This is a genomic window from Rickettsia conorii str. Malish 7, assembly GCF_000007025.1.
GTDB classification, from domain to species: domain Bacteria; phylum Pseudomonadota; class Alphaproteobacteria; order Rickettsiales; family Rickettsiaceae; genus Rickettsia; species Rickettsia rickettsii.
Genome location: NC_003103.1, coordinates 887501 through 900747 on the forward strand (window position 1 = coordinate 887501; position 13247 = coordinate 900747).

A 13247-nucleotide genomic window follows, 5' to 3' on the forward strand; every position below is an offset into this window, starting at 1 on the left:
TGCCGCAATGTTCTTCGACTATTCTTTTAACTATAGCAAGCCCTACTCCCATACCTTTACTGCTGGTCGTAACATAGCTTTCGGTAGCTTTGCCTATTAGCTCAGGCGGGAATCCTTTACCGTTATCCGTTACAATAACGCTAATAAAATCATCTTTAACATCTATAGTAACTTCTATTTTCCCTGATTCTCGTCCTTCTATTGACTCTTCTGCGTTTTTCAATAAATTGATCATAACTTGATTTATTTGGGTAGCATCACACATAAAATCAAATTGTTCTACGTTAGACTCAAATTTATACAAAATATGATCATTAAGTAATTTACGTGCTTCAACAATATGTTTAACTAAATAAACTAATTCACTCTTCGTAAATTTAGGAGCAGGAAGACGTGCAAAAAGAACAAATTCGGATACTATATTTTTAATATCGTTAGTATGGCGAATAATCATTTTTAAATAATTTTCAAATTCTACCCTTTCCTTAATTTCAGGGCTAAATTTCTTCAGCAATCTTTCAGAAGCAAGTAAAATAGGAGTTAACGGATTCTTGATTTCATGGGCTACTTTTTTTGCAACATCCGACCAAGCCATAGCCCTCTGTGCTATAACTAAATCACGCTGCTGGCGAGAAAGCTGCTTAATCATTCTATTAAATGCCACATAAAGCGTGCCTATTTCGTCTTTATCTACTTCATTTTCAGGCACTTGTACCGTTAAATCGCCATCTTTAACGTTATCGGTTGCAGTAACTAATTTTTTAATAGGTTTTACTATTTTAGCAGTAAATATAACCCCGAAACTTATAGCTACAAAAAGAAGTAATAAGGCAATAAAGATAAACATTATAGAGAACTTAATCTGTATATTATCTATTTCATTTTTAAGGCTATTATACTCGGCAGCTGCTCCATTAGTTGCATCTACATGGTCGATAATTTTATTATCTACTAATCTACCAACTAATAAATACACATCATTATACTCTTTTAATTTAATCAGCATTCTTATTTTGGTTGGATCGGATTTTACTTCCACCAGTTCACCTAAATCCGCTTTTTTTATTAAATGTGCAGGGATAGTTGCAAATGATAATGAAAAACTTAAATAACTATTAGCTACTATAGTATTAGTAGATTTGTTTAAAACTATAGCCTCATCAAGCGAACGCATCTCTGCTTCAGTATTAAGTGTTTTAGTAAATAAAGCGGGATTGTGAATTAAATCGTAATACATATCGCTTAAATCTTCAGCAACGGCTAAAGCCGTTTCTTTTAGCTGTAATTTATGCTCGGCAATATACGATTCTGCAACTATCACGGATTGATCAAGAACCGTAGAAATCTTCTTATCAAACCAAGCTTGAACACTAAGATTAAAAAAATAAACAGAAAATACCGAAACAATTATAGTTGGAATAGCTGCAACTAAACTAAAGGCAATTACAATACGATTTTGTAATTTAGAACTATCGTTATTATTATTTTTAGTAAAAAATTTTTGAGTTAGTACAACACCTAAAATTAAAAAAATTGCTAAATCAACTAATAAAAATCCAATAATCGTACTAAAATTCTTTGATTCTAAAGATATCACATAAAAAGTAGCACAAGCAAAAATAATAGCTGCTGTTGCTAAAGTAAAAATTAGTACTCTACTAGAAAAATAAGAATGTAAATTTTGTTTAAGATAACTAAGCATAGATACTGTTTATATGACTATAACAGTTCTTTATAACATAAAAAAAAGCTAATTGAAAATATTTCAAGTTTTAAGTGTCTTATTGTCATTGCTGCAAAAGCGGGGTGTTGTTGCATTGATTGTTTTTATGTCATTTTCCCGCGGAAGCGGGAATCCAGTCAAACATATAAAAACTTGTTTTTTTATTATATTTATTTCATCAAATACATAAAATTTTGTATGGCTATTTTTTGGATTCCTGCTTGCGCAGGAATGACATCTTGAACGTTCGTACAACACATGGTCAAGCAACTAGATGACAATAAAAAAAGCTAGAAATATTAATATTTCTAGCTTTATATTTAGTATGAAAATTGTTTGAAATTTTATTCATCAAACATTTTTTTACGAGCAAATTTTCTCTGTCTTCTTGCTGCTTCTTGTACTTTACGAACACGCTTCGCTGAAGGTGTTTCATAATAACGCTGTTCTTTCATCTTACGAAAATAAAGCTCTCTTTGTAGCTTTTTCTTAAAATTCTTAAGCGTATTATCACAATTACCGGCGTGAACATTTACTAGTATCACTAAAATTACTCTCCTTAAAAGATATTGTGGTTTATTGAACTATACCCTATAATTCAGTTATATGTCAAGGTTAAAAATATGAGCATTCAAGAAGAACACCATATCAAAAAAATAAGCTTCGTGCAATCTTTATTAGAATTATTACCGTTTAATGAATGGAATAATAAACTACTCGAAGAAGCAGAAGAAAAATGCGGTTTCGCAAAAGGCTATAGCTTAATAGTTTTTCCAGAAGGTTTATCCGAAATAGTAGGATTCTTGGAAGAGTATTTAGATAATATTATGCTAGAAAGCTTAAAGATAATAGCAGAACCATCAAAAATAAGAGAAAAAATATCTTTGGCCGTAAAGACTAGGGTCAAAACCGTACTTCCTATTATTCATAGTAAGAATGCCGCTTATTTTGCATTAAACCCAATACAAGGAACTGAAGTTGCATTCCGTAGTTGTGATGCTATTTGGCGTTATGCCGGTGATAAATCTCTTGATTTTAACTATTATACCAAAAGAAGCTTATTGCTCTCGGTTTATGTTTCATCTATTCTTTTTTATATCCAAGACGAATCGGAAAATTATATTGAAACCGATAAATTGATTGAGACTGCCGTAGAAAATATAGTAAAAACTTTCTCACAGATGAAAAAATTACTCGCCCCTTCAAGGATCCCCATAGTTAGAATGTTTACGTAGATATGCTTAATTGGTAATATTAACTCCATATCAAATATAAAAATGCTATTGAAACTTATAAATAAAGTTAATAATGAATTACATTTAATCACTTGTCATAAGACTGTAAAAGAAGCTCAAGCATTGTTTAAACAACATGGTTCTAAATCAGAATCATTTGTTGATGAATTTTTAAAACAGAAATATCAAAAAGCGAATAAAGAAACTTCTAAATTTTAACTTGTAACCCAATAATGTCTTCTCATAACAATAATTCTTAATTCTTCTTCCTTGATGCCTTTACTTGCGGAAGCAAAAGGACAGGAAAAAATTATCCGATATATACAGCAGACAAAGCTTGGGCTAGCTTACAATTAAGTTGCAATATTGTTTTGATTCGCTAATTCACATAATATGAAAACTCAATTTAAAAAAGCATGTTCTAATAAAGAACATGATAGAACATTAGTTAATAATCAAGTTATCCCTATAAGTTATTTCGGTGAAAATTCAAAAACACTAAAGATACTTTTCTCTGAATAATTTAGATCTTCAAGAGAAGATAAATGATGACAAATATTATTCTTATAAAACAGAAAAGAAACATGTAAAGAATTTAATATTTAAAATCTGTGATTTGCTAGCTCTTATGAAAACTATTAATTTAGAGCAAAAACAAAAGCTCCTACTAAATTTAAGTAATAAAGTAGAAAGTGATGCTAAAGCACAGGGCCTTAGCGATTTAACAAAATATACTAGAGTTGAAGTAATATTTAAATATTTAAATGAAGAGTGGCAGTATTTAGGATACGAAGCACAAATATTATCCGGCTTATGAAGCTGAAACGATAGCTAGTAACTAATAGTGAAATGAATTGAGTTAGACAAAATTTCTATATCATCTTTTAATCTGTAATACACCTTATTACTTTCTTAAATACCTTAAAAATTCTTGTATTATGACCTCTCTTGCATATAATGAAGATATTTTTAAAAATAATTTCTAAAATAATGACAAATACTAAATATTATCCTGAAGTTAGCTCGAATGCTGATTTTGCAGGCTTAGAGCGAGAGATACTAAAATTTTGGCAAGACAATAATATATTCCAAAAATCCATTGATGATAGGAACGGAGAGTCAGAATTTATTTTTTATGACGGCCCGCCTTTTGCAAACGGTTTGCCGCATTACGGTCATTTGCTTACCGGCTTTATTAAAGACGTATATGCTAGATACCAAACCATAAAAGGTAAGAAAGTCGAGCGTCGCTTTGGTTGGGACTGTCACGGTCTTCCTGCTGAAATGCAATCAGAGAAAGAACTTGGCATTTCAGGACGTCTTGCAATAGCTAATTTTGGTATAGAGAAGTTTAATGCACATTGCAGAGCTTCGGTAATGAAATATGCTAATGATTGGGAAGAATATGTAACTCGTCAAGCAAGATGGGTGGATTTTAAAAATTCTTATAAAACGATGGATAAGAATTTTATGGAATCCGTACTTTGGGCATTTAAGGAGTTATATAATAAGGGGTTATTGTATGAATCTATGCGGGTAATGCCTTATTCTTGGGCATGCGAAACACCACTTTCTAATTTTGAAACAAGACTTGATAATTCTTATCGTGAGCGAGCCGATAAAGCTGTAACGGTGAGTTTTGTACTATCTCATCCCGTGACTACGACCACAGGATCTTTTAAAGAATACCGTATACTCGCTTGGACGACAACACCTTGGACATTGCCATCAAATTTAGCCTTAGCAGTCGGTAGTGATATAGATTATGCATTAGTCCCTAAAAATGATGTTTGTTATATAATAGCTGCCTATTCCGTCTCTAAATATGCTAAAGAATTAGGACTTAGCGGTGAAGAAAATTTTGAGATAATTAAAGGCTCAGCACTTCAAGGATTGAACTATAAATCTTTATTCGACTATTTCGAGAATCATCCAAACAGCTTCAAGATATTTGCAGGCGATTTCGTGGTTGAGGGTGACGGCACGGGAGTCGTACATATGGCTCCAGGTTTTGGTGAAGATGACCAAATACTTTGTGAATCGAAAGGTATTGAGCTTGTTTGTCCTGTTGATAATAGCGGTAAATTCACTAAAGAAATTCCTGATTTAGAGGGCTTACAAGTATTTGATGCAAATGACAAAATAATAATCAAACTGAAAGAGCAAGGAAATTGGCTAAAAACCGAGCAGTATATTCATAATTATCCTCATTGCTGGCGAACAGATACGCCTCTTATATATAAGGCTGTTCCATCATGGTACGTAAAGGTTACGCAATTTAAAGATAGAATGGTAGAGTTAAATCAGCAAATTAACTGGATACCTTTCCATGTTAAAGATAATTTATTTGGTAAGTGGCTTGAAAATGCCCGTGATTGGTCGATAAGCCGTAATAGATTCTGGGGAACGCCGCTGCCTGTATGGAAGTCCGATGATCCAAAATATCCACGCATAGACGTTTACGGCTCTATAGAGGAATTAGAGAAAGATTTTGGTGTTAAAGTTACTGATTTACATCGTCCGTTTATCGATGAACTGACAAGACCAAATCCCGACGATCCAACCGGTAAATCAACAATGCGTAGAATAGAAGACGTGTTTGATTGCTGGTTTGAAAGCGGTTCAATGCCATATGGGCAAGCCCATTACCCTTTTGAAAATAAAGAGTGGTTTGAGGATCATTTTCCGGCTGATTTTATAGTTGAGTATTCAGCTCAAACACGCGGATGGTTTTATACTTTAATGGTGCTATCTACCGCTTTATTTGATCGCCCACCGTTTTTAAATTGTATATGCCACGGCGTAATTTTAGACTCTACAGGTCAAAAACTTTCAAAGCGTCTTAATAACTACGCCGATCCGCTGGAGCTATTTGATAAATACGGCTCTGACGCTTTAAGAGTTACGATGTTATCTTCAAACGTTGTTAAAGGTCAGGAGCTATTAATTGATAAAGACGGCAAAATGGTATTTGATACGCTTCGTCTATTTATCAAACCTATATGGAATGCTTACCATTTCTTTACGATGTATGCTAATGCCGATTCGCTTAAAGGCAAGCTTAATTTTAGCTCTAAAAACGTACTTGATGTTTATATATTATCTAAGCTTAAAATAGCCGTACAAAAAATTGAAGAGAGCTTAGATAATTTCGATACGCAAACAGCTTATCATGCAGTTTCAGCATTTTTTGAAGTTTTGAATAACTGGTATATAAGACGAAGCCGAGCTAGATTTTGGAAAAGCGCAAAAGATACAGATAAGCAAAATGCTTATAATACTCTATATTCATGTTTAGACACCATGGCTATTGCGATGTCGGCACTAGTGCCTATGATTTCGGAAGCGATATATAAGGGATTACGTCATTGTGAGGAGCGTAACGACACAGCACTCTCAGGAAAATCAAACATCATTGCGAGGAAAGACACAAGTCTTGACAAAGCAATTTCAGGAGTATCTCATAAGATTGCCACGGCACTTTCAGTGCCTCGCAATGACGCGATTAGCGTACATCTCTGCAACTACCCTACTCTCTCAGACTTTGAAATAAATCACGAGCTGGTTGCTACTATGGATAACGTGCTTGATATTTGCAGTAATAGCCTATTTATCCGAAGCACTGAAAATATCAGGGTAAGGCAACCACTTGCTAGCATAGCTATTATCAGTAAACATAATAACAACCTCAAAGATTTTGAAGATTTAATTAAAGATGAAATTAATGTTAAGGCAGTAATTTATCGTGACGATCTAGAGAATTACGCAAGCAAAAAACTATCGATTAATTTCCCAATGCTTGGTAAACGTTTGCCGCATAAAATGAAAGAGATTATAGCCGCTTCTAAAAAAGGTGAGTGGGAAGCTATCACAGGCGGTTTAGCTATATGCGGTGAAACCTTAAATAGTGACGAATATAAGCTAGTTTTAGAGCCGTATTCACATATCAAAGGAGCAGCAAGTTTTGAGAATAATAGTAGCTTGTTAATACTTGATTTAGAGCTAACACCTGAGTTAATAGAAGAAGGATACGCAAGAGACATTGTACGCTTTATACAACAGGCTCGAAAAGATGCCGATTTCTCTATCACTGACAGGATTTTAATTGAGATAATAAGCGAGTTTAATTTATCTAAGATAATTGATAATTATGGAGACTTTATTAAAGAACAAACTTTAGGCGAGTTTGCTAAAAATTTCACGCCTGATTATGTAAGTAAAGTAGCATTAGAGAACCATCAAATACAACTTAAAGTTAAGAAATCGTAAATTATTTTACTATCAATTAAGATGTTGATAATTTACTTAGATTAATCTATAGTACGCACGCTATAAATTAATTTAAGGTAAATTATCATGCACAACTCCTCCACAGCTCCAGGGGGTTCTCAAATTACAAAAACTACTAAGCCGGAAACTACTAAAACAGAAAATGTAATAACTCTAGGGTATTTAAAACAATATTTTGATGCGTTTCATCCTAAAGACGGAACAGCATTAAATATTATAGCTAGCTTAGATGATCCGAATTTAAATAAAATAAATCTCATGGAAGACCTTATATCGCAAGGTGTAAAATAAATACAAAGCATTAGAATTTGCACTTAAAAACAATAATGCACAAGCTGAATATTTACTTAATAATCTTACGTTTAAACCTAATCCCAGTCTAATACAAGCAATACACAATAAAAGTTTAATTTTAGTAAAGTATTTTGTAGAAGAAAAAGGAGTGAATGTAAATTTTAGTCATTATGGTTCTAATACACTAAATGTTACTGCCGGTTTAGAAGAACCTTACAAAATAGACATTACATGTGATCTTTTAATAAAAGGAGCAACTTATTTAAATACAACCTTAGAAGAAGCAGCACAAGGTGGTCAAAATGTAAACGATCTTCATAAGCAAATCTTTTTTAAAGCAATAAACGAAAATAAGCTTGAAGTAATTAAAAAATTTGTTGAAATATACGGTTTTGATGTTAATACTGAATATCGTTTAACACACCATTAAGTACCGCAAATTTAAAAAATAGAAAAGCAATTGCAAAGTATCTTTTATCTAAAAATGCTAATTTAGATGTAGCTCTAGAAGTAGCAATAATATACGGTAATTTAAATGCGGTAAAAACATTATTAGATGCAAACGATTAACGGCAATACAGATATATCACCTTTAATGCTTGCATCAGAGTATGGGCAGGTCACAATAGTAAAATATTTACTTAAACACGGTAACTATAATGTTAAAGGATGGGAAAAAGATAACTTACATAGCGATGTATCGTGTCAACTCACTCAAATCACTGAGATTTCTACATTGTGTGAAAAAGCTAATAATCCTAACCACCAATACATATTAGAGACGATATGAAAAACACGTATATCATACGGATATAAGAATTTATCATTAGAACAAATAAAGCAAAAATTTTCTAAATTCAAAAAACAACTATCTAAAGATTTACAAAATTTCGCAGAAATTAAAGCACTGTTAGAAGATTATTCTAGCGGGAAGAAAATTCCAATAAATACAAATACTGTAGTAGAAGACGAGGGCTATGTTTCTGATTTTAAGGTTGAAACTGAAAAACCTAACACAGGCTCTAGGTTAGAACATACCCCTTCTAAATCAGGTATATTTCGCACTTTTGCCCTTGAGGGACTTGATTAAGAAACGTCTTTAGGCGGTGATATAAAAATATTTGATTCTGAGCTTTAATAATGTCATTCCTACGATAAGATTGCTTCATTGCCTGCTCTTATGTCATTCCTGCATAGACGTTGTTGCGTGAACCAGTTTCCTAATTGTTACCCTGTGGCTTGTCCATGGGGTATAGTTAAAAATACTAATAATATTAGTATTTTTAACTATACTGCTTAATCAAAACTTACAATTTGCCTCACAATGACGACAAAACCTCTTACACATTTATTAGATACATATATATTACCATGAAACATGAGAATCATATTTCATGGTAATATATACTTTTTTATAAAAAAATCTAATTAAAATACGGAGGAACCATGGCTCATCCAAATCTTACGGAAGGAAATAATTATTTTAGGAATGAGAAATTATAAAGAAGCTATAGACATGTATAGTAAAATACACAAAAGCTCTAATTATTATCAAAAAGCACAATATTATTTAGGAGAGTGTTATCTTAATCAAGAAGAATTTACAGAAGCTATAGAGGCATATAATAAGGTAAACAAAAATCATTATCTATTTGAAAAAGCTAGCTCAAATATTTCAGTTATTGAGCAAAATTTTGACTTAATTAATTCTAAATAAATGAATATAGTAAACTGATCTCCATTTTGTACTTCGTTGTTCGTTGTCTTGCCTATTATATATAGGCTCTACCCTTACGCTTGTCATAAAATGGAGCTGAGTTTACTATAGTAGCGAATTATAAGCAAAAGACAATATATTAGGTTCTGTGAAGGAAAATTAAATTAATCTATTTTTGCTCTTCTTTGCTGCAAATTATAAGATTGTTTTGAAATAGGAACAACTATTACTGCAAACATCTTATTAATTTGCGCTAAAAAATATCTGAAAATATAAATAATGGAATTATCCTTTACAGAATCTAATATATCAAGCAAATTCTAATAATACCTGCCCTCTTATAACATTATCCTTTTCATTAACAAAAATTTTAGCTATTTTTCCATCTCTTTCGGCAAGAATCAGGTTTTCCATTTTCATAGCAGTTAAAATCATAATTTCTTGTCCTGCCGTCACTTCCTGCCCTTCTTTCACCTTTATTGCAGCAATCTGACCGCTTAGAGGAGCTTGTAGTTCGGAGCTTTCTTCCACCACTACTTTTGAGACCATCAACGCTTCAAGTTCTGAGATACGAGGAGAGCGTACAAAGGCTTTTACGCTAATACCGGCATGCGATAATAAATAACCGGTTCTGATATTCTCAATTCTCACATTTGTCTTTTTACCGTTAATTATAGCCGTAAAAAGTTCATTACCTAAATTCCAGTTACTACGAATATATATTCTATCGCTTTCGTGACGTATATTATAGCCGTTTTCAACAGGTGTAATTAATACAGGAAATAGCTTATCATCGATAGTTACTACCCACCTTGTACCTATTTTGTTAGCCTGATTGTTAATATTGCCGGAAATTAAAGAAGCACGTCTTTGCTCCGATATATAAATAAAAATAGCCGTTGCTAAAAATACGGTAGTTACTTCTGAAGTTAGACTAGCTCCGGAAAAACCGTCAGGATATTCTTCTTGAATAAAGGCAGTAGAAATATCGCCGCTAACAAAGCGTGGATGTAGCATTACCGCTTCTAAGAAACTGATATTATGAGCAATACCGTTAATTATATAAGAACTCAAAGCAGAATGCATTAGCTCAATTGCCTGCTCTCTTGTTTCACCGTAAGTACATAATTTTGCAATCATTGAGTCATAAAACATACTTACTTCGCCGCCAAGCCCAATCCCTGTATCTATACGGATATTAGGACTCTTTGCAGGTTCGGAATAAGCTATAATTCTACCGCTAGAAGGTAAGAAACCTCGGCTTGGGTTTTCGGCACAAATTCGTGATTCAAATGCCCAACCTTTTAATTTTACGTCATCTTGTGTAAATGATAATTTCTCGCCGGCTGCGATTTGTATCATCTCTTCAACGATATCTATACCGGTAATTAGCTCAGTAACAGGATGCTCGACTTGCAACCTAGTATTCATCTCTAAAAAATAGAAATTTTTATTGCTATCTACTATAAACTCAACGGTACCGGCCGAATAATATCCCACTTTTTGAGATAAGGATATTACCTGCCGATACATTTCTTGCCTTATATCTTCAGTAATAAAAGAACTTGGTGCTTCTTCGATTACTTTTTGATGGTGACGCTGTATTGAACATTCCCGCTCTCCGAGACATACACTATTGCCGTATTGATCGGCAATTAGCTGAATTTCGATATGACGGGGAGTTTGAATTAACTTCTCAATAAATAATCTATCGTCACTAAAACTATTGGCTGCTTCAAGCTTTGCCGACTCAAAAGCATTGGCCATTTCAGCGGGATTATTCACTACTCTCATACCACGTCCACCGCCGCCGGCAGCCGCTTTTACTATTACCGGAAAACCAATCTCTTTAGCAATATCTATAGCTTGTTTAACATCGTTTATAGTTCCCATATAACCTGGCACGGTGCTAACTCCGGCTTCTATCGCTATCTTTTTTGCTTCGATTTTATCGCCCATTTTTTTAATAGTTCCGGCACTCGGTCCTATTAAAACAACACCTTCTCTTTTAAGAATATTGGCAAAATTTGGATTTTCTGATAAAAAACCGTAACCTGGATGTACTGCACTTGCGCCACTTTCACGAATCGCCGAAATAATATTTTTAATAGATAAATAACTTTCCGTTGCAGGGGAATCACCTATATAATAAGCCTCATCTGCATGCTGCACATACATTGAGTTTGTATCTGCTTCAGAATATACTGCAACCGACTTTATCCCCATCTTTTTTAAGGTACGTATTATCCTAACGGCGATCTCGCTACGATTAGCAATTAAAATTTTATCAAATAATGGTTTATTCATAGTTTTTTATATCCTAATGTCACCCCGTGGCTTGACCACGGGGTCTTGTGTCACAGGCTGTATTCTGAGATCCCATGGTCACGCCACGGGATGACAGCTAAAGCGGCAAATTATCATGCTTCTTCCAAGGCAGTTCTACTTTTTTAGTACGCAGAAAATTTAACGCCTTACATATTCGCCATCTGGTATTTTGCGGTCTTATAATATCATCCAAATATCCCCTAGATGCCGCAACAAAAGGCGAAGTTACTACTTGCCTATATTCATCGATTTTTTGTTTTTTAGCTTCAGGGTTTTTACATTCTTCCTTAAATATTATCTCTGCTGCTCCCTCTGCCCCCATAACAGCGATTTCCGAATTAAACCAAGCATAGTTTATATCACCTCTAAGATGCTTGGAGTTCATAACTATATAAGCACCTCCATAAGCCTTACGGGTAATTACAGTAATCTTCGGCACTGTAGCTTCCGCATAAGCGTATAACAGCTTAGCCCCGTGTTTAATAATACCATCATGCTCTTGGGATGTACCAGGCAGAAATCCAGGCACATCAACAAGACTTACTATAGGAATATTGAAAGCATCACAAAATCTAACAAATCTTGCTGCTTTTCTTGAGGCGTTTATATCTAAACATCCTGCTAAATGCAAAGGCTGATTAGCCACAAATCCTACCGGATAACCTTCCATATAACCAAAGCCAATAATGATATTCTTAGCAAAATCAGGTTGTAGTTCAAAAAATTCTCCCTCATCAACGATACGCTCAACAAGCTCTTTCATATCATAAGGCTTATTAGGAGTGTTAGGTATTAACGTACTAAGAGACATATCCACTCTATCGGCAGGATCAACAGTCGAACGAACAGGAAGAGGACTACGATTGGATGACGGAAGGAAATTAAAGAATTTACGAATTTCAAGCAATGCTTCTATATCATTGTTAAATGCAAGATCGGCAACGCCGCTTTTAGTGGTATGCATCCTAGCACCGCCGAGCTTTTCTTGGCTTACTTCTTCACCCGTAACGGTTTTTACTACATCGGGACCAGTTACGAACATATAAGAACTATTCTTAACCATAAATATAAAATCGGTTAAGGCAGGAGAATATACCGCACCACCGGCACAAGGGCCCATAATTAGGGTAATTTGAGGGATGACACCCGACGCTAAAACATTACGCTGAAATAATTCACCGTATCCGGCCAGAGCATCAACCCCTTCTTGAATTCTTGCTCCCCCTGAGTCGTTAATACCGATTACGGGAGCACCGGTTTCTATAGCTTGATCGATAATATCACAGATTTTCTTAGCATGATATTCACCGAGAGAGCCGCCGAGTACGGTAAAATCTTGGCTATAAATAAATACCAACCTACCGTTTATCGTACCGTGTCCCGTTACAACGCCGTCACCTAAAAACTTTTTATCCTGCATCCCAAAATTATCGCATCTATGGGATACAAACATACCTGTTTCGGTAAAGCTATTCGGATCTAATAATACTTCTATGCGTTCTCGTGCAGTTAACTTACCTTTTTGATGTTGTGCGTTGATCCTAGCTTCACCGCCCCCTTGCCTTGCAATATTTCTTCTCTCATCCAATAACTCAGGAGAGATTATATTACTTTGATTCATAGATTATTTATAGTTTTATTTTCCAAAATATCCATAATA

14 protein-coding genes (1 of these 14 cut by a window edge) are annotated in these 13247 nt (G+C 34.1%); 10 read left to right on the forward strand and 4 right to left on the reverse strand.

The features are described 5' to 3' along the window. Window positions 1-1702, reverse strand: partial view of a sensor histidine kinase NtrY-like gene (locus RC_RS04730; protein ID WP_010977545.1) — the 5' portion only. The gene continues 98 nt to the left of window position 1, outside the view; only the first 1702 of its 1800 coding nucleotides appear in the window; it begins with the start codon at window positions 1700-1702; the stop codon falls past the left edge of the window. A gap of 365 nt (window positions 1703-2067) precedes the next feature. Beyond that, window positions 2068-2268, reverse strand: coding sequence for a 30S ribosomal protein S21 (gene rpsU / locus RC_RS04735; RefSeq protein WP_004997902.1), 201 nt, complete (start codon window positions 2266-2268; stop codon window positions 2068-2070). A 78-nt stretch (window positions 2269-2346) separates the two neighbouring features. On the opposite strand from rpsU, the gene RC_RS04740 reads away from it, so the two are divergent. The 10 genes from RC_RS04740 (at window position 2347) to RC_RS04775 (ending at window position 9259) form a co-directional block, all read left to right on the forward strand. Continuing rightward, window positions 2347-2958: a COQ9 family protein gene (locus RC_RS04740; protein ID WP_016830875.1), complete on the forward strand. Its 612-nt coding sequence runs from the start codon at window positions 2347-2349 to the stop codon at window positions 2956-2958. 42 nt (window positions 2959-3000) lie between these two features. Further along, window positions 3001-3177, forward strand: coding sequence for a hypothetical protein (locus RC_RS09660; protein WP_010977547.1), 177 nt, complete (start codon window positions 3001-3003; stop codon window positions 3175-3177). Window positions 3178-3351: 174 nt separating this feature from the next. After that, window positions 3352-3480, forward strand: a complete 129-nt coding sequence (locus RC_RS10830) for a hypothetical protein (RefSeq protein ID WP_016830876.1) — start codon at window positions 3352-3354, stop codon at window positions 3478-3480. 106 nt (window positions 3481-3586) lie between these two features. Continuing rightward, a complete protein-coding gene (locus RC_RS09180; RefSeq protein WP_016830877.1) occupies window positions 3587-3775 on the forward strand; it encodes a hypothetical protein in 189 nt (62 codons plus the stop codon). Window positions 3776-3948: 173 nt separating this feature from the next. After that, the gene (gene ileS / locus RC_RS04755; protein WP_010977549.1) at window positions 3949-7227 is read left to right on the forward strand and encodes an isoleucine--tRNA ligase; all 3279 of its coding nucleotides are present in this window, start codon (window positions 3949-3951) and stop codon (window positions 7225-7227) included. Between the two features lie 87 nt (window positions 7228-7314). Further along, on the forward strand, window positions 7315-7539 hold the full coding sequence (locus RC_RS04760) for a hypothetical protein (RefSeq protein WP_010977550.1): 225 nt from the start codon (window positions 7315-7317) through the stop codon (window positions 7537-7539). Window positions 7540-7690: 151 nt separating this feature from the next. Continuing rightward, a complete protein-coding gene (locus RC_RS09950; protein ID WP_010977551.1) occupies window positions 7691-7972 on the forward strand; it encodes a hypothetical protein in 282 nt (93 codons plus the stop codon). Then, window positions 7951-8112, forward strand: coding sequence for a hypothetical protein (locus RC_RS11075; RefSeq protein WP_324602842.1), 162 nt, complete (start codon window positions 7951-7953; stop codon window positions 8110-8112). Before RC_RS09950 ends, RC_RS11075 begins: the two co-directional genes overlap by 22 nt. Then, window positions 8099-8332 carry an ankyrin repeat domain-containing protein gene (locus tag RC_RS04770; protein WP_010977552.1) on the forward strand — a complete coding sequence of 78 codons (234 nt, stop codon included), beginning with the start codon at window positions 8099-8101 and terminating at the stop codon, window positions 8330-8332. Before RC_RS11075 ends, RC_RS04770 begins: the two co-directional genes overlap by 14 nt. A gap of 699 nt (window positions 8333-9031) precedes the next feature. After that, a complete protein-coding gene (locus RC_RS04775; protein WP_010977553.1) occupies window positions 9032-9259 on the forward strand; it encodes a tetratricopeptide repeat protein in 228 nt (75 codons plus the stop codon). A gap of 309 nt (window positions 9260-9568) precedes the next feature. On the opposite strand, the gene RC_RS04780 is transcribed toward RC_RS04775, so the two are convergent. Together RC_RS04780 and RC_RS04785 are read right to left on the reverse strand one after the other, a co-directional pair. Continuing rightward, window positions 9569-11566 (reverse strand): acetyl-CoA carboxylase biotin carboxylase subunit, encoded by a 1998-nt coding sequence (locus tag RC_RS04780; protein ID WP_010977555.1) that lies wholly within the window; start codon window positions 11564-11566, stop codon window positions 9569-9571. A 97-nt stretch (window positions 11567-11663) separates the two neighbouring features. Beyond that, a complete protein-coding gene (locus RC_RS04785; protein ID WP_010977556.1) occupies window positions 11664-13208 on the reverse strand; it encodes an acyl-CoA carboxylase subunit beta in 1545 nt (514 codons plus the stop codon). Window positions 13209-13247 lie beyond the last annotated feature (39 nt).

Coding starts and splice junctions, on each gene's coding strand:
- RC_RS04740 (WP_016830875.1), top strand. CDS start 2,347: ATGAGCATTCAAGAAGAACACCATATCAAAAAAATAAGCTTCGTGCAA.
- RC_RS09660 (WP_010977547.1), top strand. CDS start 3,001: ATGCTATTGAAACTTATAAATAAAGTTAATAATGAATTACATTTAATC.
- RC_RS10830 (WP_016830876.1), top strand. CDS start 3,352: ATGAAAACTCAATTTAAAAAAGCATGTTCTAATAAAGAACATGATAGA.
- RC_RS09180 (WP_016830877.1), top strand. CDS start 3,587: ATGAAAACTATTAATTTAGAGCAAAAACAAAAGCTCCTACTAAATTTA.
- ileS (WP_010977549.1), top strand. CDS start 3,949: ATGACAAATACTAAATATTATCCTGAAGTTAGCTCGAATGCTGATTTT.
- RC_RS04760 (WP_010977550.1), top strand. CDS start 7,315: ATGCACAACTCCTCCACAGCTCCAGGGGGTTCTCAAATTACAAAAACT.
- RC_RS04770 (WP_010977552.1), top strand. CDS start 8,099: ATGCAAACGATTAACGGCAATACAGATATATCACCTTTAATGCTTGCA.
- RC_RS04775 (WP_010977553.1), top strand. CDS start 9,032: ATGAGAAATTATAAAGAAGCTATAGACATGTATAGTAAAATACACAAA.
- RC_RS04780 (WP_010977555.1), bottom strand. CDS start 11,566: ATGAATAAACCATTATTTGATAAAATTTTAATTGCTAATCGTAGCGAG.
- RC_RS04785 (WP_010977556.1), bottom strand. CDS start 13,208: ATGAATCAAAGTAATATAATCTCTCCTGAGTTATTGGATGAGAGAAGA.